Origin of the sequence: Pseudomonas sp. SWRI92 (assembly GCF_014268685.1) — a bacterium.
Classification (GTDB): Bacteria; Pseudomonadota; Gammaproteobacteria; order Pseudomonadales; family Pseudomonadaceae; genus Aquipseudomonas; species Aquipseudomonas marvdashtae.
Genome location: NZ_JABWQY010000002.1, coordinates 1 through 22,139, shown reverse-complemented (window position 1 = coordinate 22,139; position 22,139 = coordinate 1). Strand labels below are relative to the sequence as shown.

Genomic DNA, 22,139 nt, shown 5'->3' with positions numbered 1-22,139 from the left:
GACTCCAGATATCCCAAGTGTTGGCCAGGACCGTCCCATTTGTTTTGCCCTTGCATCATCCGCTACGGCCCCTGGCCAGCAACGTATCGGCGACGTACCGAAAATATTATCGGGACGTTATTGTCTTGAGCGCATGCTCGGGGCGGGCGGTATGGGAGTCGTGTATCGCACCCGAGATTTGCTGTACGAACAATTCGGAGACCCAGATCCGTACATTGCGCTGAAAATGCTCAGGGAGGACTTTGACGAGTCGCCCGACGCAAGCGCGCTGCTCTATAGCGAGTTTGCCCTGACCCGTCGCCTGTTTCACCCCAACGTATTGCGTCCATACACTTTCGAAGTGGACGCCGTTCACAAGCAGGCGTTTATCACCATGGAGTTGATGCGCGGCTTGACCCTGGACAAATTGCTTTGTGAACGTCCACTCGGTTTGCCTTGGCCTGAGCTGAAAGCGATTGCGCTGCCACTGCTCGATGCCATGGCGTATGCGCACCACCGAGGCGTACGGCACGGCGACGTCAAGCCTAGCAACATCATGTTGGGCGAAGAAGGGGTGCGACTTTTTGATTTTGGCCTGGGCCTGGCCGAAGAAGGCCCTCTGAAAGACTTGCCCTCCTTGAACCGGCAATGTCTCAATGCCTGGACCCCAGGCTACGCCGCCCCCGAGTTGCTTGAAGGATCTCCCCTGTCCGCCCGCGCCGATCTCTATAGCCTGGCTTGCGTACTTTATGAACTGGCATGCGGCAAACATCCCTACCGGCGTTTACCTTCAAACCAGGCGCGCGATACCGGGCTGGAGCGCCAGCTCAAGGCACCGCGCAACCTGCCCAGGCGCTGTTGGCCGTCGTTGCGTACGACGTTGGCCTTCGATCCCGAACGGCGCAGCCTCAATGCGGCGCAACTGCGTGAGGTTTGGGCGGGTGGTTCATTATGGTGGTAGGGGCTTGCTTGCACTGAGCGCTTTCAAGGCTGCCTTGCGCTCATCCACCGGCAACCGGCCAAGGTTTTCCACCGCCGCATAAAACGCAACCCAATCTCCACCCTCACGCTCGAACAACGCCGCAAACGCCGGCACCCATTGGTCATACAGGCCGAAGGGCAGTAGCCGTGCGTTGTTCAGTGGCGTGTAGACCCAGGCGTCGTAGCGCTTGTCACCTGCCCATTGGGTATCACGCATTTGCGCGTAGTCGGCGCGCAGTCGTTCAAATTCCGCAGCCTTGCGCTGGCGCATTTGTTCGTCCGGCAGCGGTTGGGCGTAGAGGGTTTCCAGCCGCTGGCGGGTGTCGAGGATCAGTTGGATGAATTGGTCACGTTGGCGCACCTTGTTGCCGTTGTCCGGCGCCAGTCCGCGATCGGCGCGCCATTGCCGGGTGCCTTCCTGCTCGACGAAGGTGGCAAAGGATTCGTTGAACTCCGTGTCGTCCTTTACATAGACCCGCTGGTGCGCCAGTTCATGAAAGATCAGCGTCGCCAGGCGCTCGTCGCCCCAGTGCAGCATCGAACTGAGGATCGGGTCGTTGAACCAGCCCAGGGTCGAATAAGCCTCCACGCCGCCAATCGATACATCCATACCCCGCAAGCGCTGCAACGCGGCCTCGCCTCGGGCGGCGCTTTGGCTGTAGTAGCCGCGATACGCGACGCAACCGGCGATGGGGAAGCAATGGTTTTGCGGTGCCAGGGAGAATTCCGGCGTGGCGAAGACATTCCAGACGACGAAGGGGCGATCAATGTCCGCGTACAGGCGATAGCTTTTGTTGTCGGGCAGGTGCAGGCGGGCGCTGGCGAACGCCCGGGCCTCGCGCGCCTGGGCCAGATGGGCGCGCAACGTTGGGTCGCGGGCGGGGTCGGCGATGACCCGGTCGATCGGCTCCCGGGCTTGCAGCAGTCGCAGTTGTCCGCTGGCGAGCTGGCTGTAGTAGCTGACGCTGGAGCAACCGTTGAGTAACAAAAGCACGAGGGCGGGAAACAAAATCCGGAAAACACGGTCGAGTAACCGATGGCGTGAACGCTGCCTGATCAATTGGAATCACCCTGGGAAAGTCTGCCCCAAGACTATCCCGCTTGCCCGGAGCTTCGCTATGCGCGTGTTGATGTTGACGAGTGGCCTGTTGCTGCTGACCGGTTGTGCCGGTTTGCCCGATCCTGATCCGTCCCAAGCGTGGATCGATCTTGCAGACCATCAGAACACGGCGTTGCAAGCGTTGGAGGTCGACGACAAGGAATCCATCGACCGGCGTTATTTCGAAGTGCAACCCGGCAGCCATGAGCTGACGGTGCGTTATCAATTTGCCGTGGAGCCGGGCAACATCGGCCCGGATGCCGAGCCGCTGTGGCGTGATTGCCGGTTGAATGTGAAATTCAAGGACTTCAACGCGGGCCAGCGTTATCAACTGCAGGCCGGCAGTATCGGTTTCCGTCCGTGGGCCAAGCTGTATGACCAGCAGCGCAAAGTGGTGGGCCAAGGCACGCCAGCGGGCTGCCAACAAACGTGATTGGCGCTATGCTCAGTGCCTGATCCTCGGGAAACTCACCATGCGCTTACCCCTGCTGTTACTGGCCCTGGTCTCCATGAGCGGTTGCGCAACGAGCCCGCTGCCCCAGATCGACCCGAACATGGCGTGGATCGATTTCGCCACACCCATGCCGGGCGGCAAAATGTTGATGGCTGAAAGCCTGGATGGACAGCGGTTGCGAGACGGAAGGTTCTTTCAGGTTTCGCCGGGCAGCCACGAACTGAGAGTTCGCTTCGACTTCGAGGTGTTCAGCGGTGGCGGGTTGGGCATGCAAGCCGAACCGCAAGAGCGGCTGTGCTACATGCTCGTGCGTTACGACCATTTCGAGGCTGGCCAGCGCTATCGACTGGAGGGACGCAACCTGGCGTTCACCCCCAGCGCCCGGCTCTATGACGCCAAGCGTCAAATCGTGGCCGAAGAGCGACAAGTCAATTGCGTTCCGTAGGGCGCTCTAGCGGTCGTTCTTCTGGTAGATGATCTTCTTCGTGCCGTTTTCGCAACTGCCCACCACCATGTTCTGATCGTGTGCTTCGTCATTGCTGACGATTTCCAAGGTGTACGACGACACGTTATTAGCCTGGATCTTCGCTTCGATTTCCGCTTTTAGTTCGTCGCAGGATTTAGGTGCCGCGAGGGTCGAAGTGGCCAAGGTGCAACCGATGACTGCCAGGGCAAAACGTTTCATGCTGGAATTCCTCAATACAGCGCGCACTGCCTGTGCGCTGAAACTGCAGGCCTGCATTCGATCATAATTGTCTTCGGGTAAATAGATGCCCATAAAGAAGACCGCAGCCTGGAGGCTGCGATCTTTTCATTTCATCAACTCACCAGCGTGGCATCCAGGGTGATCTTGGCATTGAGGACCTTGGAAACCGGGCAACCTTCCTTGGCTTTATTGCTCAGCTCTTCGAATTGCTGCTGGCTGGCGCCGGGGATTTTAGCCTTGAGAATCAGCTTCACCGCCGTAATCGCAAAGCCGCCGTCAACCTGGTCCAGCGTGACTTCGGCATTGGTGTCGATGCTGTCGGCCTTGAGCCCGGCGTCGCCGAGGATCATCGAAAATGCCATGGAGAAGCAGCCCGCGTGGGCCGCGCCGATCAATTCCTCGGGGTTGGTGCCCTTGCCGCCTTCAAAACGGGCCTTGAAGCCATAGGGCGCTTCACGCAACACGCCGGTTTCCGTGGAGATCGAGCCGATTCCGGTCTTCAGGTCACCTTCCCAGTGAGCCGATGCTTTCTTGACGATAGCCATGTGTGCCTCCTCATGATCCGGCGCGAGGGTTCGCGCCTGGGTATTTTTCAGTGCCAGGATTGTGAGGATAGACCGACCGATAAAGTTCATCCGGTCGATTAGCCGACTAATTTGGTAGGAAAATTCTTCACTACTATTGAAACTCGGGTATATGCCCACATTGCATGTAGCACACCTATAGAAACGGCAGGCTTTCGTCCGTAAGAAAGCTCATACGCCGTTGGAGATGCCGGCCCATGAAACAGCTGTCCGAAGTTAAATTTTCTACCCTTGACCTTGTGCCCGTTCGTGCTGACGGCAACGCCGCCCAGTCCTTGCGAAACTCGCTGGACCTGGCGCAGCACGTGGAAAAATTCGGCTATACCCGATTCTGGGTGGCGGAACACCACAACATGGACGGCATCGCCAGCTCCGCGACCGCTGTTCTGCTGGGCTATCTGGCAGGGGGCACTTCGACCATTCGCGTTGGCTCCGGCGGGGTAATGCTGCCGAATCACGCGCCGTTGGTGATCGCCGAGCAGTTCGGCACGCTTGAGAGCCTCTTTCCTGGCCGGATCGACCTTGGGCTGGGACGCGCGCCCGGTTCCGACCAGATGACCGCCCGGGCCCTGCGCCGTGAACGTTCCGGCAGCGCCGATGATTTCCCGGAAGACGTGACCGAATTGATGCGCTACCTCGGCCCGCGGACGCCGGACCAACGCATCATCGCCATGCCCGGCACCGGGACCAACGTGCCGGTGTGGTTGTTGGGTTCAAGTTTGTTCAGCGCGCAGCTGGCCGGTGAGCGCGGCTTGCCCTACGCCTTCGCCTCGCATTTCGCACCGCGTTTCATGCACGAGGCGATCCGCATCTACCGCAGCCACTTCAAACCGTCGGCGGTGCTCGACAAGCCCTATGTCATGCTCGGCGTGCCGCTGGTGGCGGCGGACACCGACGAACAGGCCGATTACCTGGCAACGTCGGTGTACCAGCGGATCCTCGCACTGATGCGCGGCCAGAGCTTGGTGCAACGTCCACCTGTTGAAACCATGAACGGCCTCTGGCTGCCCCATGAGAAAGAAGCGGTGGGCGACTTCCTCGGCCTGGCCATGATCGGCGGTCCGCAGAAGATCCGCGCCAAGTTGGAAGTGCTGATCGAGCAAACCCAGGCCGATGAGCTGATTTTCACCAGTGATCTCTATGAGCACGCTGACCGCCTGCATTCGTACGAACTGCTGGCGCAGGTGATGAAGGGCTGAGTCACACGCATAAAAAAGCCGACGCACGCGTCGGCTTTGGGCGTTCGAAAGGATCAACCCCTCTTGTAGACGATTTCCTTCGCACCGCCCTCACAGGTGCCGACGACTTTTGCGTCAGCCGCTGCGCCTTTATCGACGATTTCCAGCGAATAACCTGACACGCCCTTGGCGTCCAGCTTCGCTGCGATTTCGCCTTTCAACTCTTCACAGGGCTTACCAGCCGCAAACGCACCGCTCGCAAGGCTCAGCAAACCCAGGGCCACCATCAACTTTTTCATCGCTCGCACTCCTTGGTCGGATCATAGGACAGCTATGAGACAGGACGACGCGCTCGTTCGATAGCGCATCGCCATTCCCTATGGCACTCCGCCAGTGTGCAAAGTTCACCGAGCATCAGCTATTGGCGATCCGGAATCCGACTTTGATGGTCACCTGGAAATGCGCGGCCCGGCCGTTTTCGATGTGGCCGCGGGTTTCCGTGACTTCAAACCACTCCAGATGCTTGAGGCTTTTGCTGGCCTCGGCCAAGGCATTGTTGATGGCGTCTTCAATGCTGGTGGGAGACGAGCCGACCAGCTCGACTTTTTTGTACGTGTGATGATCACTCATGACGTTCTCCTTGGTTGTTTTCTACAGCCTAGCAGCGATTTTTCGCCTTACTTGTGTCGCCGTTTACGCTGTGAAAGTTCAGATTTACTGCACTTTCCCAAACGGTCGGAGTCCCAACTCTCACACGCTACTCAACCACTGCAGGAGAGAGCCACTATGGCCAGCACTTCGTTACGCAAAGCCTCGTTGCAAAGCATGGAAGCGGAGATCGAGAGTCTGCTCAAGTCGTTGGAAAGCCTGAAGGACGACGCCTCGGACGAGTCGCGTAAGACCCTCAAGTCGCTGAAGGCAAATGCCGAAAGCGCGCTGAAACATTCTCGGCATCTGCTGAGCGATGCCTATGAAGAGGTCAAGGTGAAAACCCGCGAAACCGGGATCGCCACGCGCGACTACGCTCAAGAACACCCTTGGACCACCGCCGGTGTCGCGGTTGGAGCACTGGGTTTGTTGGCCGCCTACTTGCTGTGCAAACGCGGCGACTGAATCGATGGGTTCAGCTCTTGCCTGAGCCATTGCGCCAATTGCCGGGCGCGCCCATCGGCGGCGCGCTTGGGCAGCCATAACGCCAACCGCGCCGAAGTTTCACTGAAACCCCACGGCGCGGCCAGGCGACCGGCACGCAGGTCTTCGGCGACCAGCGGTTCGGGGGCGATTGCCACTCCGAGCCCGGCGACGGCAGCCTCCAGCAAATAATACAAATGCTCAAAACCTTGCCCGAACTTCAACGCCTGGGGTTCAAGGGCATTTTGGCGTGCCCAGGTCGGCCAGGCCTGGGGACGCGAAGTGGTGTGCAACAGCGGTTCGCCCAGCAGCGCGCTGGCCGGTGCATCTTGCAAGTGAACGAATCCGGCGTAACGAGGGCTGATGACCGGGCCGATTCGCTCGCTGACCAGTTCATACACCTGCATGTCGGCCGGCCAGGGCGGTTCGGCGAACACCAGCAATGCGTCTAGCCCCGGCCGCCTGGGGTCCAGGTCGCCCTCGCCAGCTGACAAGTGCAAGCGCAAGTCCGGCAGGTCGGCATTGAGCCTGCCCAGGCGAGGGATGAACCAGCGCGCCAGCAAGCTTCCCGAGCAGCCCAACACGAACGGAGCGTCCGCCGTGCTTTGCGTCAGCTCTGCGCAAATGGTGCGCAGGCGCTCGAACGCGTCGGCACTGGCGTCACGTAGGCGCAACCCTGCATCTGTGAGTTTAAGGCCACGTCCATCCTTGACGAACAGGCTGACGCCCAAGTGCTCTTCGAGCACCTTCAGTTGCCGGCTGACGGCGCCATGGGTCACATGCAGCTGTTCTGCCGCTTGGCTTACGCTGTTCAGGCGGGCGGTAGCCTCGAAGGCACGCAGGGCGTTAAGCGGCGGTAAGTCGTGGCTCATGATATCTGTGAGTTTTCCTGACAGGTTGCGGCGATCTTATCGGTTTTCAGCACGAGATGTCAGGGGTAGAGTGAGCCTCATTGTCTTTCTACGCCTTCGCCTGGAGCGCCCGATGACCCAGTCTACGACCCCTTTCAACCTCAGTAGCGGCCCTGATGCGAACGGTATGTTCGGCGCCTTCGGTGGCCGCTATGTGGCCGAAACCTTGATGCCGCTGATTCTTGATCTGGCCCGTGAATACGAAGTGGCGAAGGAAGATCCTGCGTTCATCGAGGAATTGGCCTACTTCCAGCGCGACTACGTCGGTCGTCCGAGCCCGCTGTATTTCGCCGAACGCCTGACCGAGTATTGCGGCGGCGCGAAAATCTATCTCAAGCGTGAAGAGCTGAACCATACCGGCGCGCACAAGATCAACAACTGCATCGGCCAGATCCTGCTGGCGCGGCGCATGGGTAAAAAACGCATCATTGCCGAGACCGGCGCTGGCATGCACGGCGTGGCCACTGCCACCGTCGCCGCGCGTTTCGGCCTGGACTGCGTTATCTACATGGGCACCACTGACATTGAGCGCCAGCAGGCCAACGTGTTCCGCATGAAGCTGCTCGGTGCCGAAGTCATCCCGGTGGTCGCTGGTACTGGCACCTTGAAGGATGCGATGAACGAGGCACTGCGCGACTGGGTGACCAACGTTGACAGCACGTTCTATTTGATCGGCACTGTGGCAGGTCCGCATCCGTACCCGGCAATGGTCCGCGACTTCCAGGCCGTGATCGGCAAAGAGACCCGCGATCAACTGCAAGCCCAGGAAGGCCGCTTGCCGGACAGCTTGGTGGCGTGCATCGGCGGTGGCTCCAATGCCATGGGCCTGTTCCATCCGTTCCTGGATGACAAAAGTGTCGAGATCATTGGTGTCGAAGCTGCCGGCTACGGCATCGAGACCGGTAAGCACGCGGCGAGCCTGAACGGCGGCGTGCCGGGCGTACTGCACGGCAACCGTACCTTCCTGTTGCAGGATGACGACGGGCAGATCATCGACGCCCATTCGATTTCCGCTGGTCTCGACTATCCCGGTATCGGCCCGGAACACGCCTGGTTGCACGACATTGGTCGCGTCCAATACACCTCGGTCACTGACGCCGAAGCCCTGGAAGCTTTCCACAAATGCTGCCGCCTGGAAGGGATTATCCCTGCGCTGGAAAGCGCCCATGCCCTGGCTGAAGTGTTCAAGCGCGCACCGAACTTGCCGAAGGACCACCTGATGGTGGTCAACCTGTCCGGTCGTGGCGATAAAGACATGCAAACCGTGATGCACCACATGGAACAGTCCCAGCAGGAGAAACACTGATGAGCCGCCTGCAAACCCGTTTTGCCGAACTCAAGGAACAGAACCGCGCGGCCCTGGTGACGTTTGTCACGGGCGGCGACCCGGACTACGACACCTCGCTGGCGATTCTCAAGGGACTTCCTGCCGCTGGCGCCGATGTGATCGAGTTGGGCATGCCATTCACCGATCCGATGGCCGACGGCCCGGCGATCCAGTTGGCTAACATCCGGGCCTTGGGCGCCCAGCAAAACCTGGCGAAAACCCTGCAGATGGTTCGCGAGTTCCGCAAGGACAACGCTGATACGCCGTTGGTGCTGATGGGTTATTACAACCCGATCCATCGTTATGGCGTGCAGCGTTTCATTGGCGAGGCGCTGGACTCCGGAGTCGACGGCCTGATCGTCGTGGACATGCCGCCCGAGCACAACAGTGAACTGTGCGAACCGGCCCAGGCGGCAGGGCTGGACTTCATCCGCCTGACCACGCCGACCACCGATGACGTGCGCTTGCCGACTGTGCTCAACGGCAGTTCGGGTTTCGTGTACTACGTGTCGGTGGCGGGCGTAACCGGCGCCGGTGCTGCGACGCTGGAGCATGTCGAAGAGGCCGTCGCACGCCTGCGCCGCCATACCGATTTGCCGATCAGCATCGGTTTCGGCATCCGCACGCCAGAGCAGGCGGCGGCCATCGCACGACTGGCTGACGGGGTGGTGGTTGGTTCGGCGCTGATCGACCATATCGCCAGCGCCGATACGCCGGAGCAAGCGATTGATGGGGTGTTGAGCCTATGTGCTGCCTTGGCTGATGGCGTGCGCAAAGCGCGTATCGACTGATTCGGACCAGGCATCAAAAAGGGGTTCAGAACTTGGTTCTGAACCCCTTTTTGTTACTGCTTCAGGAGTGTTTCGTCAGGGTAGCTCCAATCCGCCTCCGGCCTTGTGCAGCTTGCGCAAATGCTCGCCGATCACTTTTACATTGGCCTCGCTTGCAGCAATTTCAGCGGCGCGGCTCGGTTCCAGGAGCGCCCGGACTTCCTTGTCCAGATCACCGGTCAGTGTTTGCAGCTGTTTCTGACGCAAGCTGCTTTCTGATTCCAGGCGCTGCCACTCGCTGGGTTGCGGTAATCCGTAGCCGCTGGTGCCTAGCAGTTCAGCCGGACGGCTCAGGAAGCCGCTGTTGGCTAGAATCTGTTGCAACGTCGCGTTAGCCCGTTCCATGCCGCCGTTCTGCAGCTCACGGGCTCCGAGGTAACGTTGTTTGACTTCATCCTGCGCCAACAACAATTGTCGACGATAGCTGGCCTGTTCCAGCAGCAACAATGCTGCGCTGGTGCGTAGGTCGGCCTGTTCGAACCAGACGCGGCGTTCGGCGGCATCCAAGGCCAGCCAGTCCTCCACCGTTTGTTGCTTGACGGGCAGATGCTTCTTCAGCACATCGAACATCGCCTGGTACCGCTCACGGAATGAGTCGAAGCGGTAGCCCAGGCGCAAGGCTTCCTTGGGATCATCCAACACGCTGGTATCCGCCAGGCCCCGGCCCTTTAGCACTTCCAGCAGGCCGTTGGGCATGATGCTGTCCAGGCCCTTGAGCTGTTCGTTGTTGGTGCCGCTGCGCAGTAGCTTCAAGCTTTCCACGGCGCAGTTATTGGACAGGAAGTAATAGCTGCCGTCGTAGCTCCAGTGCATTTCGGCGGCGTGTTCGACCGTTTCCTCTATCTCAGTGCGCGACAGGTTCAGTGGTACAGACGCCAGGCTGCGCAATTCGGTCTTGGTGTATTCATCGATCACTTGGGCGAGCGGTAGCACGAACAGGCGCGACGGGTATTTGCCCACCAGCCCGTCCCAACTCGACAACTGCACGTCGCCCACAAAGGCGCGGTATGACAGCACCAGGTGTTGGTCCAGGTCCAGGCGGCAGTCCGGGCCACGCGGCCGGTCCGGTGCGCAAATCACCAGGCGGAGCATGCTGTGGCCCCAGCGGCTGACCCAGTTCTGGTTGGCTTCGGCCAACAGGTAGTCAATGGCATAGACCCGTTCCGGATCGACCTTGCCCAGTGGCGTCTTGGCGAAGTCGTTACCGGCGTTGAGGAAGGCGAACGATTTTGCACAGGTGTCCTTGGCGGCGGGGGCCCAACCAAAGTGTTCCTGATAATAGCGATACAGCGCGGGACGTCGGCAGGCATAGCTGGAGTCCAGGAGAAAGTACTCCATGTTGACCGCGACGAACTCCTTGGGGCTGCTGGTCTCGTAAAGGTCCGGGCTGCGGACGACTTGACGATTGTGCTGCTCCCGTTCACCGCGACGGCCGACGTATTGCGGCCAGCCCGCCAGGTCGAGCAAGCGAGGATCGTCGCTCAGTGTAAAGCGGCGATCGTTCTGGCCTCGGCATTCATCGGGCAGGCCAATCAACCCGGCGCTGCTGTTGCGTCGAGTGCAACGCTGGATCAGCGCACGCTCGGCATCCGGCCATAGACGCGAGCGGTCATAAATGTGAGTCAGTTCGTGGAGGACTGTGGCGAGCATTTCCCGCCGTACCGTGCCGTGGGGGCGCAGGGTCTTCTGTGTGGCGGCGCTGCCGTCGGTGAGGCTATCCAGCAGGTTTCGGTTCAGGTCCAGCTGTGACACCAGCGAGGCCTGGCCGTAGGCGTTGGCGGGCATTTGGTCGGTCCAGCCAACATCGATGCGGCGGTCCAGTCGCTCGATGACGCGTGGCGGCAATGCCTGCATGGCTTCATTGAGCAGTGCCTGGCTGGCCTGCTGCTGTGCCGGCGTCAAGCCGTCGGCATTAAGGTGTAGCTGCAGGCCGGCCTGGGCGGTGCTGCCGATAAGCAGCACGACCCCGGCCGTCAGCCAGGCGGCGGGCCGCCTCACAATGCGAGGATGGCTTCGGCGAGAACCTGGTCACTGGCGTCGCGCGCTTCCGGCACGCGTGTACGCAAGGTATCGAAGGCGGCCTCGAGATGAGCGCCACGAATTTCGCCATTGCTGGCGACGAAGCTGGCCGCGTCGTCGTGGGCTTCGCGAACGATCTTCGAATCGCGGATGGATGTGGTGGTGTCGGAGGTGAAATCGATCGTGCGCTGTGAAGCGCGAACGATGATGTTACTGGTGGCTACCAGGGTATGTGCCTGGGCCACATCGGCCAACACCAGCAGGCCTAGGGCGGCAGCAATCAGCGGGCTACGCATGGAACGACTCCGGAAAATGAAGATAACTATTGGACGAGAATTGCCTGTGCCAGTTCAAGGTCGCTGGCGTGAAGTTTTGGCTGGGTCCGGCGCATGTAGTCCAGGGCCGATTCCAACCGTGCACCTCTCAGCTGTCCGTCGCTGGCAATGAATACCGCAGCGTCATCACGGGCGGCGACGATAAGTTTATTGTCGAAGGGCGCAGAGGTCACCAAGGATGTGGCGTAGCCGCTAGCCACCACTTGCTGGGTGGTCACATCGAAGGCGTGGGCCGGAACAGACCAGCAAAAAACAACTAGGCAAGACGCGATAGACGGATTTGGATAAAAACGCATGGGACTCGACGGTTGATGGCGAGCCTGAAGGCTAGCGCAAACCTGCGGGCCAGAGCCAGTGCTGAAACATCGGAACACCATTGCGCGCCCGATGTTTCATGTTGCCTCAGATCGCCAGAATGGCCTGGGCCAGTTGGGCGTCGGTGGCATTGATCTGGGGTGCCTGCTGGCGAATATAGTCCAGCGCACTTTCCAGCTTCACACCACGGATGGCGCCTTCGCTGGCCACGAAGCTGGCGGCGTCATCTCGGGCGGCCTGGACGATCTTGTTGTCCCGCAGTGATGAGGTTGCATCGGAGGTGACGTCGGATGTGGCCTTGAGCGCGCCGACGATGGAGTCTGTGGTAACGATGACGCTGCTGGCGTTGGAGTGGGCGGCCACGGCCAGCAGGGCAACGGCGCTGAGCAGGCGAAGACGGATCATGGTGAACTCCTTGGGAATTGAGGTTATGCGGTGCAGGTAGCTGGAAGAAGAGACGCAGGATCGACTCGCTTCGCCACGTTCGTATCGATATTAGGACAGAACGCGTTGGCCTGGCAGTCCAGATTAACCCCTTATACCGCATGCGACTCGCATCGGCTGCGGGGTAAACAAACTGTACCTAACAATTAATAAAACTATCTAACTGTAATGGTTTAGTGGATTTACCCGAAATTTGCCCCATAAACGACAAGACCCGTCGCGGTTTCCCGCGACGGGTCTTGTTTGTTCAATTCGGTGCTGGCGGTGGACCCGGTGGGTCAGGGCCAGCGACGCTGAGTTAGCGCCAGAACGGCTTGCTCAGCTCTTCGTAACGTTGGGCTTCGCTGATACCGGCGTCAGCCAGCAGGCGCGAATCCAGGCGAGCCAGTTGATGGCGGCTGGCAATGCGGCGCTGCCACAACATCAGGTTGGCGATAACGCGAAGAGGCAGGGAAGCCTGGTTTTTTTCAGCTTTGTCTTCGAAAAACAGCTCGGAACTGAGTGTACGTTCCATGGTTGACATCCTTCCGCTTGTGGCGGGATTAGGTAGTGGTTTAACTGGTGCCCATGATCTGCTCGTTTGGCCAGCGACTGTAGATACAGTTCATTTGTATTGTGAGAGACCAGTTAACTGTTAAAGAGTGGTGTACTGGTCGATAACGAGGCAACTGTACTTGTCTGCACTGCTATGGTGCATTTATGCAGTTCATCCGGAGTTTTTTGGGAAGAGACTGTAGGAAAGCACCGGTACAGCAGTACAGTTTTTGTCGAGTTGCGCGCGAGCGGTGGGCTCCAGTCAAAACTGTATTTGCGCTAGCTGTGTTCCAGCTGTATCAGACCGCCAACATGCGCCCAGTTTCTTCGAGGTTCAGGTGCCAACTCAGTGCATCGCGCAGGATATGCGGCGTATGCCCACCCAATGCGCACGCGGCGTCGAAATAGTCGTTCAAGGCCTGGCGGTAGGAAGGGTGCACGCAATTGTCGATGATCACGCGTGCCCGCTCCCGTGGCGCCAGGCCCCGCAGGTCGGCCAGGCCGATCTCGGTCACCAGGATGTCGACGTCGTGTTCGGTATGGTCCACATGGCTGACCATCGGCACGACACTGGAAATGGAACCGCCCTTGGCGATCGACTTGGTAACGAAAATCGCCAGGTGAGCATTGCGAGCGAAGTCCCCCGAGCCGCCGATGCCGTTCATCATCCGCGTGCCGCATACATGGGTTGAGTTCACATTGCCGTATAGGTCGAATTCCAGCGCGGTGTTGATGCCGATAATGCCCAGGCGGCGCACAACCTCGGGATGATTGGAGATTTCCTGCGGACGCAGCACCAGTTTGTCCCTGTACCTTTCCAGGTTTCCGAACACATCGGCATTGCGTCGACCCGACAGCGTGATCGAGCTGCCGGAGGCGAAACTCAGCTTGCCGGCGTCAATCAAGTCAAACGTCGAGTCCTGCAGAACCTCGGAATACATGGTCAAGTCCTCGAACGGCGAATCGATCAGGCCGCACATCACGGCGTTGGCGATGTTGCCAATCCCGGCCTGCAGCGGCCCGAGCTTGTTGGTCATGCGCCCGGCCGAAACCTCCTGTTTGAAGAAGTCGATCAGGTGATCGGCGATGGCCTGGGTGTCGCTGTCTGGCGGGGCGACGGTAGAAGGCGAGTCCCCTTGGTTGGTTATGACAATGGCGGCAATTTTTTCCGGCGGGATCGGGATCGCGGTGCTGCCAATACGGTCGTCAACTTTCACCAAGGGGATCGGCGTGCGAGTGGGGCGATAAGTCGGGATATAAATGTCGTGCAACCCCTCAAGATTCGGGTTGTGAGCCAGGTTGATCTCGATGATCACTTGCCGGGCGAAGATGGCGAAGCTGGCTGAGTTACCCACCGATGTGGTCGGTACGATATGCCCTTGCTCGGTGATGGCCACTGCTTCGATCACGGCAATATCGGGCAGTTTGAGCTGGCCGTTGCGCAGTTGCTCGACGGTTTCCGAGAGATGCTGGTCGATGAACATCACCTCGCCTGCGTTGATTGCCTTACGCAACGTGCTGTCGACCTGGAACGGCATGCGTCGCGCCAGCACACCGGCTTCGGTGAGCTCCTTGTCGAGGTCGTTGCCCAGGCTCGCACCGGTCATCAAACTGATTTTAAGCGGGGTGACCTTGGCACGCTCAGCCAGGGCGTGGGGCACTGCCTTGGCTTCTCCGGCGCGGGTAAAGCCACTCATGCCGACGGTCATGCCGTCCTCGATCAACAAGGCGGCTTCGGCAGCGCTCATCACTTTATTCAACAACGAAGGCAGGCGGATGCGATCACGGTACATGGAGGGTCGTCTCGGGCTGGAAGCTGGATGCGCAGTCTAGAGAATTCGCGCTTTGCCCGACCCGCTACAAAAGTCGCATTTGAGGCGTCTATTACGGGGGTTTCAGGCAAAACATTGTTACCGAATCGGTAATGCTTTGCCTTGATACAAATCAAAACGCCCCGAAAAGGCGGGGCGTTTTTGACGAAACGGGAAAGTTATTCCACCGCTTTGACCATGTCTTCGATCACCTTCTTGGCGTCACCGAACACCATCATGGTCTTGTCCAGATAGAACAGCTCGTTGTCCAGGCCGGCATAGCCGCTGGCCATCGAGCGCTTGTTGACGATGATGGTCTTGGCCTTGAAGGCTTCGAGGATCGGCATGCCGGCAATCGGCGACTTCGGATCGTTCTTCGCCGCCGGGTTGACCACGTCGTTAGCGCCCAGCACCAACACCACATCGGCTTGGCCGAACTCGGAGTTGATGTCCTCCATCTCGAACACCTGGTCGTAAGGCACCTCGGCCTCGGCCAGCAGGACATTCATATGCCCGGGCATACGACCGGCCACTGGGTGAATCGCGTATTTGACGGTCACGCCGCGATGGGTCAGCTTCTCGGTCAGCTCTTTCAGCGCATGTTGCGCCCGCGCTACCGCCAAGCCATAGCCCGGCACGATGATCACAGTGTCGGCGTTGGTCAGTAGGAAGGTGGCGTCGTCAGCCGAGCCGGATTTCACCGGACGGGCTTCTTTCGAGCCTGCTGGGCCAGCCGCATCTGCGGTGTTGCCGAAACCGCCGAGCAATACGTTGAAGAACGAACGGTTCATCGCCTTGCACATGATGTACGACAGGATCGCGCCGCTCGAACCCACCAACGAACCGGCGATGATCAGCATCGAGTTGTTCAGCGAGAAGCCGATACCCGCCGCGGCCCAGCCGGAGTAGCTGTTGAGCATCGAGACCACCACCGGCATGTCCGCCCCGCCAATCGGGATGATGATCAGCACACCCAGGACAAAGGCCAGGGCCAGCATCAAGGCGAACGCGCCGAGGTTGCCGGTGAACATGAAGGTCAGGCCCAGGCCCAGCGTTGCCAGGCCCAGGATCAGGTTGAGCTTGTGCTGGCCGCCGAACTGTACCGGTGCGCCCTGGAACAGGCGGAACTTGTACTTGCCCGAGAGCTTGCCGAACGCGATCACCGAACCGGAGAAGGTGATTGCACCGATGGCAGCGCCGAGGAACAGCTCCAGGCGGTTACCGGCCGGAATCGAATCGCCCAGTTGCTTGACGATGCCCAGGGACTGCGGCTCGACGACCGCCGCGATGGCAATGAACACTGCCGCTAGGCCGATCATGCTGTGCATGAACGCCACCAGCTCCGGCATCTTGGTCATCTCGACGCGCTTGGCCATGATCGAGCCAGCAGTACCGCCAACCAGCAGGCCGACGATGACATAGCCGATGCCGGCGGTCGCTAGCTCAGTGCCTAGCTTATAGATGAGACCCACGGTAGTGAGCACCGCCAACGCCATGCCGAGCATGCCGAACAGGTTGCCACGGCGGGAGGTGGTGGGGTGAGACAGGCCTTTAAGGGCCTGGATGAAGCAGATGGACGCGATCAGGTAGAGCGTCGTTACCAGGTTCATGCTCATTACTTGGGCGCCTCTTCTTTTACGGCTTTCGGGGCTTTTTTCTTGAACATCTCAAGCATGCGGCGCGTCACCAGGAAGCCACCGAATACGTTCACCGCGGCCAGGGCCACGGCGAGGGTGCCCATGGTCTTGCCCAGAGGTGTTACGGTCAGCGCGGCGGCGAGCATGGCGCCGACGATCACGATCGCCGAAATGGCGTTGGTCACCGCCATCAACGGCGTGTGCAAAGCAGGTGTAACGTTCCAGACCACGTGGTAACCGACGTAAATCGCCAGCACGAAGATGATCAGGTTGTAGATACCGGGGGAGATAAGCTCTTCCATTGTCTGAATCCCTGCTTAGGCGTTTTTGCGGATGACTTGGCCGTCGCGGCACATCAGGCACGCGGCGACGATGTCGTCTTCCAGGTTCACGTCGAACTGACCTTCCTTGGTGAAGACCAGCTTCAGGAAGTCCAGCAGGTTACGGGCGTACAACGCCGAAGCATCGGCCGCGACTTCACCGGCCAGGTTGGTCGGACCGCAAATGGTCACGCCATTCTCGATCACGACCTGATCGGCCACGGTCAGCGGGCAGTTACCGCCCTGGGCTGCCGCGAGGTCGATGACCACCGAGCCGGGCTTCATCTGCGCGACGGTTTCGGCGCTCAGCAACGTCGGTGCCTTGCGGCCCGGAATCAGCGCGGTGGTGATGACGATATCGGCCTGTTTGGCGCGCTCGTGCACAGCCTGGGCCTGGCGCTGCATCCAGCTGGCAGGCATGGGTCGGGCGTAACCGCCGACACCGACTGCGCATTCACGCTCTTCGTCGGTCTCGTAAGGCACGTCGACGAACTTGGCGCCAAGGGATTCGATTTGTTCCTTGACCGCCGGCCGCACATCCGAAGCCTCGATCACAGCGCCCAGACGCTTGGCCGTGGCAATCGCCTGCAGCCCCGCCACACCCGCGCCGAGAATTAGCACGCGCGCCGCTTTCACGGTACCAGCGGCGGTCATCAGCATCGGCATGAAGCGCGGATAGTGGTGAGCGGCCAGCAGCACCGCTTTGTAGCCGGCAATGTTCGCTTGAGACGACAGCACGTCCAGGCTTTGGGCTCGAGAAGTCCGTGGCGCGGCCTCAAGGGCAAAAGCGGTAATGCCGCGTTCGGCCAGCTTGGCAATGGTTTCGTTGTTGAATGGATTGAGCATGCCCACCAGAACGGTGCCGCTCTTGATCAGCGTCAGTTCGCTGTCGCTAGGGGCAACCACTTTGAGAATCAGCTCGGCGCCAAACGCATCACCGGCGCTGCCAATGGTTGCACCCGCCGCCTCATAGGCACTGTCGATAACGCTGGTCTTGATGCCGGCGCCGCTTTGGACAGTGACCTTATGGCCTTGGCCGATCAACTTCTTGATGGTTTCCGGGGTAGCAGCAACCCGTGTTTCACCCGTTTGGGTTTCGAGGGGAACACCAATGTGCACGTCAAATCTCCTGCGTGATCTTATTGAGTAAACCCAGGCACTTCGGATGGTGCGGCTGGGGCGGCCGATCAGCACGATCCCGCTGGAAGGCGGGGCGCGGCATTTTGCAGGCGAAAATACAGCCCTTCAAGGGATTATGACGGGTGACGGAAAATTAACTACAAGTCACCCTGTGACCGAATGTCGCAACCCCTAGGGTTTATCCCTTGAAGGGCCTGTGGATATTGGGTTTTCTGCAAAAAAGTCATACTTTTCCATTGGCAAGCTGAATAAGCGGTCATGAGGTGCGCAATATGGCTCAAAGCCACGTATCTAAACGCTTGTGGGACGATTGTTCCTATTTGATAACAGTTTGGCTTTTTGCGACATAAACGTATATCTGTAGCGCCTTGATTTTGCTGACTACGAGGTCAGCATCTAAGTTTATCTTTAATTTTCAGTTAGATAGTTGTTCGCTTGTTGGACTAGCCAGTCGCGGAAAGCCTGGAGAGATGCGGATTCCACTTTTCGTTCCGGGATCATCAGGTAATAAGCCTTGATGCTCGACAATCCGTTGCGGTTGGCGATGACCAGACGTCCTTCGGCCAATTCTCGCTGAATCAAAAACGGTGGGATCAGCGCAATCCCCATGTCGTGCATCGCCGCTTGGGCCAGCATGGAGAATAGTTCATAACGCGGGCCTGTCAGGTCGCGTGGGATGTTTAGCTCCTGGGAATTGAACCACTGCCGCCAGGCATAGGGTCGCGTGGTTTGCTGGAGCAGTGGCATTTCGGCAATGGTGGCCGGCGTCAGCGTCTTCTGATTGCCCAGTAAGGTGGGGCTGCATACCGGCATCGGGTTCTCACCCATTAGCTTGTGGGATTCGGTGCCGGACCAATCGGCATCGCCGAAGTAGATGGCCGCGTCAAACTCGGTGTCAGCAAAGAGAAAGGGGCGCGTGCGATTGGTCAGGTTGACCGTGACTTCAGGGTGCTGCTTCTGAAAGTCCTTCAGGCGCGGCAATAGCCACTGGGTGCCGAACGTTGGAACGACCGCTAGCTCGATAACGTTCGCGCCGGTATGGCCCATGACTGAAAGGGTGTCGCGTTCGACCGCGTCCAATTGCGTCGCTACCCGACGACTATAGGAAAGGCCTGCCTCGGTCAGTTTGACGCCACGCCTCGAACGGCGGAACAACTCAACGCCGAGGAAATCCTCCAGGCTGGCGACCTGTCGGCAGATGGCCCCTTGGGTGAGTGACAGTTCTTGGGCAGCCTTGGTAAAGCTCTCGTGTCGGGCGGCGGCCTCGAAACTGATCAAGGCGGCGGTGCTGGGGATTTTGCGACGCATGTACGACAACCTCACTCATGGTGGGCTTGAGCGGCTTCAAAAGCCCTTTCGGAGTGAGAAATTAGCACAACCGCATGCGGAATCCTCGTTTGCTCTTGTGGGAAACCGCGCCTAGGATCAGTCCACGACTTATTTCATTGGCGAGGACTTTTTCATGGCTGGTAAAGCGAGTTTCAACTGGATCGATCCACTCTTGCTGGACCAACAGCTCACTGAAGAAGAACGCATGATTCGCGACACGGCCGAACAATTCGCCCAGCAGAAGCTTGCGCCGCGAGTCCTGGAAGCGTTCCGCCATGAAAAAACCGATCCGGCGATCTTTCGTGAAATGGGTGAGGTAGGCCTGCTGGGCGCAACCATCCCCGAGCAATACGGCGGCAGCGGCTTGAACTATGTCAGCTACGGCCTGATTGCCCGGGAAGTGGAGCGTGTCGATTCCGGCTACCGTTCGATGATGAGCGTGCAGTCCTCCTTGGTCATGGTGCCCATCAATGAGTTCGGCACCGAGGCACAGAAGCAGAAGTATCTGCCGAAGCTGGCCTCCGGGGAATGGATCGGCTGCTTTGGCCTGACAGAGCCGAATCATGGTTCCGACCCAGGCGCGATGATCACTCGTGCACGGAAGGTGGACGGTGGCTACAGCTTGACGGGTACCAAGATGTGGATCACTAACAGTCCAATCGCCGATGTCTTTGTAGTCTGGGGTAAGGATGACGCGGGTGATATCCGCGGCTTCGTCCTGGAAAAGGGCTGGAAGGGCCTGAGTGCTCCGGCCATTCATGGCAAGGTCGGTCTTCGGGCTTCGATCACTGGCGAGATCGTCATGGATAACGTATTCGTCCCGGAAGAGAACATATTTCCAGATGTGCGTGGTTTGAAAGGGCCGTTCACTTGCTTGAACTCGGCGCGTTATGGCATTTCCTGGGGCGCATTGGGTGCCGCCGAGTTCTGCTGGCACACCGCTCGCCAGTACACGCTTGATCGACAGCAGTTCGGCCGCCCGCTGGCGGCCAACCAGTTGATACAGAAGAAACTGGCCGATATGCAGACTGAAATCACTCTCGCTCTGCAAGGATGCCTGCGTCTGGGACGTATGAAAGATGAGGGCTCGGCTGCGGTTGAAATCACCTCGATCATGAAGCGCAACTCTTGCGGCAAGTCCCTGGATATTGCGCGTATGGCGCGGGATATGCTCGGCGGTAATGGCATCTCCGATGAGTTCGGCATTGCTCGTCATCTCGTGAATCTGGAAGTCGTGAACACCTACGAGGGCACACATGATGTCCATGCGCTGATCCTGGGGCGTGCGCAAACCGGTATTCAGGCGTTCTATTAATAGGAGAACGACCATGGGCGCGCTTTCGCATCTGCGGGTATTGGATTTATCCAGGGTGCTGGCCGGGCCTTGGGCTGGGCAGATCCTGGCGGACCTGGGGGCCGACGTCATCAAGGTCGAGCGTCCCGGTAATGGCGACGATACACGCGCATGGGGCCCGCCCTTCTTGAAGGACGTCCATGGCGAAAATACGACCGAGGCGGCCTATTACCTGTCGGCCAATCGCAACAAGCAATCCGTCACTATCGATTTCACGCGTCCCGAGGGGCAGAAGCTGATCCAGGAGTTGGCGGCCAAGTCCGACATCCTGATCGAAAACTTCAAGGTGGGCGGGCTTGCGGCCTATGGCCTGGATTACGACTCGCTGAAAGTGAACAATCCGCATTTGATCTATTGCTCGATTACCGGGTTTGGCCAGACGGGACCGTACGCCAAAAGGGCCGGGTATGACTTCATGATCCAGGGGCTGGGCGGCTTGATGAGCCTTACCGGCCGGCCGGAGGGGGATGAGGGCGCTGGGCCGGTGAAAGTTGGTGTTGCGCTGACCGACATTCTTACAGGCCTGTATTCGACCGTTGCTATCCTGGCAGCGTTGGCTCACCGCGATAATGTGGGTGGAGGGCAGCATATCGATATGGCATTGCTGGATGTTCAAGTGGCTTGCTTGGCTAACCAGGCGATGAACTACCTGACTACGGGCGTTGCGCCGAAGCGATTGGGGAATGCGCATCCGAACATTGTGCCTTATCAGGATTTTCCTACTGCCGACGGTGACTTCATTCTTACGGTGGGTAATGACGGCCAGTTTCGAAAATTCGCTGAAGTTGCCGGTCAGCCACAATGGGCCGATGACCCTCGGTTCGCGACGAACAAGATGCGGGTGGCGAATCGGGCACAATTGATTCCGTTGATTCGCCAGGCGACGGTATTCAAGACGACGGCTGAATGGGTTATTCAGCTTGAGCAGGCCGGAGTGCCGTGCGGGCCGATCAACGATCTGGCCCAAATGTTTGCTGACCCTCAGGTACAAGCTCGCGGATTGGCAATAGAGCTGCCTCACGCGCTGGCTGGCAAGGTGCCGCAAGTCGCCAGCCCGATTCGTCTATCCGAAACGCCTGTCGAATACAGAGGTGCGCCTCCATTATTAGGGGAGCACACGCTGGAAGTGCTCCAGCGAGTACTAGGGATGGACACGGCGACCGTCACGGCTTTCAAGGACGCGGGCATTCTATGATTTCCTTCTATATAGAGGGCGCTCCTTACTAGGTAGGTGGCCACGGCTTCAGGGGCTCAGGCAACTCATTGAAGGAAAAGCGAAATAAAGGGTTGACGGCAAATCCTGGGTGTCTATAATTCGCCCCACTTCCGGCGCAGTCGAAACGGAAAACTCCTTGAGTTTCAAAGAGTTAAGTAGGTTTCGATGTAGGCGGGCTTCAGTTCGTCGAAGCACGGAAGGAGTGGATAAGGGCGGTGTTGTCTGGCCCTGTCGACGATTCGATCCTCTCGGTCGAAAGCGGTGTAAAAGAGGTGTTGACAGCAGCGACTAACGCTGTAGAATTCGCCTCCCGCTAACGAGAGATCGAAAGCGCAAGTGGTTGAAGTTGATAAGGAAACTTTGAAAACTTCTAAAAATAACCGCTTGACAGATACACGGGGCGCTGTAGAATGCGCGCCTCGGTTGAGACGAAAGACTCAGCCAACCGCTCTTTAACAACTGAATCAAGCAATTCGTGTGGGTGCTTGTGGAGTCAGACTGCTAG

General features: G+C 59.0%; 25 protein-coding genes. 9 read left to right on the top strand and 16 right to left on the bottom strand.

From position 1 onward, the window contains the following. The first annotated feature begins 37 nt into the window (after positions 1–37). A complete protein-coding gene (locus HU762_RS03485) occupies positions 38–940 on the top strand; it encodes a serine/threonine-protein kinase (RefSeq protein ID WP_346656835.1) in 903 nt (300 codons plus the stop codon). Here HU762_RS03485 and HU762_RS03480 read toward each other — a convergent pair. After that, positions 929–2,020 carry an aminopeptidase gene (locus HU762_RS03480; protein WP_186633035.1) on the bottom strand — a complete coding sequence of 364 codons (1,092 nt, stop codon included), beginning with the start codon at positions 2,018–2,020 and terminating at the stop codon, positions 929–931. The genes HU762_RS03485 and HU762_RS03480 overlap by 12 nt on opposite strands. A 58-nt stretch (positions 2,021–2,078) precedes the next feature. Here HU762_RS03480 and HU762_RS03475 point away from each other — a divergent pair, with 58 nt between their 5' ends. Together HU762_RS03475 and HU762_RS03470 are read left to right on the top strand one after the other, a co-directional pair. Continuing rightward, the gene (locus HU762_RS03475) at positions 2,079–2,492 is read left to right on the top strand and encodes a hypothetical protein (protein WP_186633032.1); all 414 of its coding nucleotides are present in this window, start codon (positions 2,079–2,081) and stop codon (positions 2,490–2,492) included. 40 nt (positions 2,493–2,532) lie between these two features. Beyond that, positions 2,533–2,958 (top strand): hypothetical protein, encoded by a 426-nt coding sequence (locus tag HU762_RS03470; RefSeq protein ID WP_186633028.1) that lies wholly within the window; start codon positions 2,533–2,535, stop codon positions 2,956–2,958. 6 nt (positions 2,959–2,964) lie between these two features. Here the strand turns inward: HU762_RS03470 and HU762_RS03465 are convergent, their stop codons facing one another. Both HU762_RS03465 and HU762_RS03460 read right to left on the bottom strand, forming a co-directional pair. Next, the gene (locus HU762_RS03465; RefSeq protein WP_186633025.1) at positions 2,965–3,198 is read right to left on the bottom strand and encodes a DUF1161 domain-containing protein; all 234 of its coding nucleotides are present in this window, start codon (positions 3,196–3,198) and stop codon (positions 2,965–2,967) included. A 134-nt stretch (positions 3,199–3,332) separates the two neighbouring features. Continuing rightward, entirely contained in the window at positions 3,333–3,764 is a 432-nt protein-coding gene (locus tag HU762_RS03460; protein ID WP_186611408.1) for an OsmC family protein, read from the bottom strand. A gap of 236 nt (positions 3,765–4,000) precedes the next feature. Between HU762_RS03460 and HU762_RS03455 the strand changes: the two genes are divergently transcribed. After that, entirely contained in the window at positions 4,001–5,002 is a 1,002-nt protein-coding gene (locus HU762_RS03455) for an LLM class flavin-dependent oxidoreductase (RefSeq protein ID WP_186633022.1), read from the top strand. A gap of 53 nt (positions 5,003–5,055) precedes the next feature. Here the strand turns inward: HU762_RS03455 and HU762_RS03450 are convergent, their stop codons facing one another. Beyond that, positions 5,056–5,280, bottom strand: coding sequence for a DUF1161 domain-containing protein (locus HU762_RS03450; protein ID WP_186633019.1), 225 nt, complete (start codon positions 5,278–5,280; stop codon positions 5,056–5,058). Between the two features lie 115 nt (positions 5,281–5,395). Further along, on the bottom strand, positions 5,396–5,611 hold the full coding sequence (locus HU762_RS03445; RefSeq protein WP_003177209.1) for a dodecin: 216 nt from the start codon (positions 5,609–5,611) through the stop codon (positions 5,396–5,398). A gap of 156 nt (positions 5,612–5,767) precedes the next feature. Between HU762_RS03445 and HU762_RS03440 the strand changes: the two genes are divergently transcribed. Next, positions 5,768–6,094: a DUF883 family protein gene (locus tag HU762_RS03440; RefSeq protein WP_186611411.1), complete on the top strand. Its 327-nt coding sequence runs from the start codon at positions 5,768–5,770 to the stop codon at positions 6,092–6,094. Here HU762_RS03440 and HU762_RS03435 read toward each other — a convergent pair. Continuing rightward, positions 6,067–6,984 (bottom strand): LysR family transcriptional regulator, encoded by a 918-nt coding sequence (locus HU762_RS03435; protein WP_186633016.1) that lies wholly within the window; start codon positions 6,982–6,984, stop codon positions 6,067–6,069. The genes HU762_RS03440 and HU762_RS03435 overlap by 28 nt on opposite strands. A 112-nt stretch (positions 6,985–7,096) precedes the next feature. Between HU762_RS03435 and trpB the strand changes: the two genes are divergently transcribed. Next, positions 7,097–8,329, top strand: coding sequence for a tryptophan synthase subunit beta (trpB, locus tag HU762_RS03430; protein WP_186633014.1), 1,233 nt, complete (start codon positions 7,097–7,099; stop codon positions 8,327–8,329). Beyond that, entirely contained in the window at positions 8,329–9,141 is an 813-nt protein-coding gene (gene trpA, locus HU762_RS03425; RefSeq protein ID WP_186633011.1) for a tryptophan synthase subunit alpha, read from the top strand. The genes trpB and trpA overlap by 1 nt, the downstream gene beginning before the upstream one ends. A 75-nt stretch (positions 9,142–9,216) precedes the next feature. Here trpA and HU762_RS03420 read toward each other — a convergent pair whose 3' ends face one another. The 10 genes from HU762_RS03420 to HU762_RS03375 all read right to left on the bottom strand — a co-directional run bounded on the left by HU762_RS03420 (position 9,217) and on the right by HU762_RS03375 (position 19,043). After that, positions 9,217–11,178: a DUF4105 domain-containing protein gene (locus HU762_RS03420; protein ID WP_186633008.1), complete on the bottom strand. Its 1,962-nt coding sequence runs from the start codon at positions 11,176–11,178 to the stop codon at positions 9,217–9,219. Further along, on the bottom strand, positions 11,175–11,495 hold the full coding sequence (locus HU762_RS03415) for a DUF2388 domain-containing protein (protein WP_003187020.1): 321 nt from the start codon (positions 11,493–11,495) through the stop codon (positions 11,175–11,177). The genes HU762_RS03420 and HU762_RS03415 overlap by 4 nt, the downstream gene beginning before the upstream one ends. 26 nt (positions 11,496–11,521) lie before the next feature. Further along, positions 11,522–11,830 (bottom strand): DUF2388 domain-containing protein, encoded by a 309-nt coding sequence (locus tag HU762_RS03410; protein WP_186633005.1) that lies wholly within the window; start codon positions 11,828–11,830, stop codon positions 11,522–11,524. A 106-nt stretch (positions 11,831–11,936) separates the two neighbouring features. Next, the gene (locus HU762_RS03405; protein WP_186633002.1) at positions 11,937–12,254 is read right to left on the bottom strand and encodes a DUF2388 domain-containing protein; all 318 of its coding nucleotides are present in this window, start codon (positions 12,252–12,254) and stop codon (positions 11,937–11,939) included. Between the two features lie 337 nt (positions 12,255–12,591). After that, a complete protein-coding gene (locus HU762_RS03400) occupies positions 12,592–12,807 on the bottom strand; it encodes a DUF1127 domain-containing protein (protein ID WP_003187014.1) in 216 nt (71 codons plus the stop codon). 319 nt (positions 12,808–13,126) lie between these two features. Continuing rightward, complete coding sequence (locus tag HU762_RS03395) at positions 13,127–14,620, bottom strand: acetyl-CoA hydrolase/transferase family protein (protein WP_186633000.1); 1,494 nt, start codon at positions 14,618–14,620, stop codon at positions 13,127–13,129. A gap of 197 nt (positions 14,621–14,817) precedes the next feature. Continuing rightward, positions 14,818–16,254, bottom strand: coding sequence for an NAD(P)(+) transhydrogenase (Re/Si-specific) subunit beta (locus HU762_RS03390; protein WP_186632995.1), 1,437 nt, complete (start codon positions 16,252–16,254; stop codon positions 14,818–14,820). Next, positions 16,254–16,577 carry an NAD(P) transhydrogenase subunit alpha gene (locus HU762_RS03385; RefSeq protein WP_003187010.1) on the bottom strand — a complete coding sequence of 108 codons (324 nt, stop codon included), beginning with the start codon at positions 16,575–16,577 and terminating at the stop codon, positions 16,254–16,256. The genes HU762_RS03390 and HU762_RS03385 overlap by 1 nt, the downstream gene beginning before the upstream one ends. Positions 16,578–16,592: 15 nt before the next feature. Continuing rightward, the gene (locus HU762_RS03380) at positions 16,593–17,714 is read right to left on the bottom strand and encodes a Re/Si-specific NAD(P)(+) transhydrogenase subunit alpha (RefSeq protein ID WP_186632992.1); all 1,122 of its coding nucleotides are present in this window, start codon (positions 17,712–17,714) and stop codon (positions 16,593–16,595) included. A 429-nt stretch (positions 17,715–18,143) separates the two neighbouring features. Further along, on the bottom strand, positions 18,144–19,043 hold the full coding sequence (locus HU762_RS03375; protein WP_186632989.1) for a LysR family transcriptional regulator: 900 nt from the start codon (positions 19,041–19,043) through the stop codon (positions 18,144–18,146). A gap of 154 nt (positions 19,044–19,197) precedes the next feature. Here HU762_RS03375 and HU762_RS03370 point away from each other — a divergent pair, with 154 nt between their 5' ends. After that, a complete protein-coding gene (locus tag HU762_RS03370; RefSeq protein ID WP_186632986.1) occupies positions 19,198–20,379 on the top strand; it encodes an acyl-CoA dehydrogenase in 1,182 nt (393 codons plus the stop codon). 13 nt (positions 20,380–20,392) lie between these two features. Beyond that, positions 20,393–21,613 carry a CaiB/BaiF CoA-transferase family protein gene (locus HU762_RS03365; RefSeq protein ID WP_186632983.1) on the top strand — a complete coding sequence of 407 codons (1,221 nt, stop codon included), beginning with the start codon at positions 20,393–20,395 and terminating at the stop codon, positions 21,611–21,613. The last annotated feature ends 526 nt before the right edge of the window (positions 21,614–22,139 follow it).

Excerpts from the sequence above, each read along its gene's own strand:
- HU762_RS03475 (WP_186633032.1), top strand. The coding sequence starts at position 2,079 with ATGCGCGTGTTGATGTTGACGAGTGGCCTGTTGCTGCTGACCGGTTGT.
- HU762_RS03415 (WP_003187020.1), bottom strand. The coding sequence starts at position 11,495 with ATGCGTAGCCCGCTGATTGCTGCCGCCCTAGGCCTGCTGGTGTTGGCC.
- HU762_RS03465 (WP_186633025.1), bottom strand. The coding sequence starts at position 3,198 with ATGAAACGTTTTGCCCTGGCAGTCATCGGTTGCACCTTGGCCACTTCG.
- HU762_RS03455 (WP_186633022.1), top strand. The coding sequence starts at position 4,001 with ATGAAACAGCTGTCCGAAGTTAAATTTTCTACCCTTGACCTTGTGCCC.
- HU762_RS03385 (WP_003187010.1), bottom strand. The coding sequence starts at position 16,577 with ATGGAAGAGCTTATCTCCCCCGGTATCTACAACCTGATCATCTTCGTG.
- HU762_RS03375 (WP_186632989.1), bottom strand. The coding sequence starts at position 19,043 with ATGCGTCGCAAAATCCCCAGCACCGCCGCCTTGATCAGTTTCGAGGCC.
- HU762_RS03370 (WP_186632986.1), top strand. The coding sequence starts at position 19,198 with ATGGCTGGTAAAGCGAGTTTCAACTGGATCGATCCACTCTTGCTGGAC.
- HU762_RS03390 (WP_186632995.1), bottom strand. The coding sequence starts at position 16,254 with ATGAGCATGAACCTGGTAACGACGCTCTACCTGATCGCGTCCATCTGC.
- HU762_RS03445 (WP_003177209.1), bottom strand. The coding sequence starts at position 5,611 with ATGAGTGATCATCACACGTACAAAAAAGTCGAGCTGGTCGGCTCGTCT.
- HU762_RS03460 (WP_186611408.1), bottom strand. The coding sequence starts at position 3,764 with ATGGCTATCGTCAAGAAAGCATCGGCTCACTGGGAAGGTGACCTGAAG.
- HU762_RS03410 (WP_186633005.1), bottom strand. The coding sequence starts at position 11,830 with ATGCGTTTTTATCCAAATCCGTCTATCGCGTCTTGCCTAGTTGTTTTT.
- HU762_RS03435 (WP_186633016.1), bottom strand. The coding sequence starts at position 6,984 with ATGAGCCACGACTTACCGCCGCTTAACGCCCTGCGTGCCTTCGAGGCT.
- HU762_RS03440 (WP_186611411.1), top strand. The coding sequence starts at position 5,768 with ATGGCCAGCACTTCGTTACGCAAAGCCTCGTTGCAAAGCATGGAAGCG.
- HU762_RS03400 (WP_003187014.1), bottom strand. The coding sequence starts at position 12,807 with ATGGAACGTACACTCAGTTCCGAGCTGTTTTTCGAAGACAAAGCTGAA.
- HU762_RS03450 (WP_186633019.1), bottom strand. The coding sequence starts at position 5,280 with ATGAAAAAGTTGATGGTGGCCCTGGGTTTGCTGAGCCTTGCGAGCGGT.
- HU762_RS03470 (WP_186633028.1), top strand. The coding sequence starts at position 2,533 with ATGCGCTTACCCCTGCTGTTACTGGCCCTGGTCTCCATGAGCGGTTGC.
- HU762_RS03405 (WP_186633002.1), bottom strand. The coding sequence starts at position 12,254 with ATGATCCGTCTTCGCCTGCTCAGCGCCGTTGCCCTGCTGGCCGTGGCC.
- trpB (WP_186633014.1), top strand. The coding sequence starts at position 7,097 with ATGACCCAGTCTACGACCCCTTTCAACCTCAGTAGCGGCCCTGATGCG.
- trpA (WP_186633011.1), top strand. The coding sequence starts at position 8,329 with ATGAGCCGCCTGCAAACCCGTTTTGCCGAACTCAAGGAACAGAACCGC.
- HU762_RS03395 (WP_186633000.1), bottom strand. The coding sequence starts at position 14,620 with ATGTACCGTGATCGCATCCGCCTGCCTTCGTTGTTGAATAAAGTGATG.
- HU762_RS03365 (WP_186632983.1), top strand. The coding sequence starts at position 20,393 with ATGGGCGCGCTTTCGCATCTGCGGGTATTGGATTTATCCAGGGTGCTG.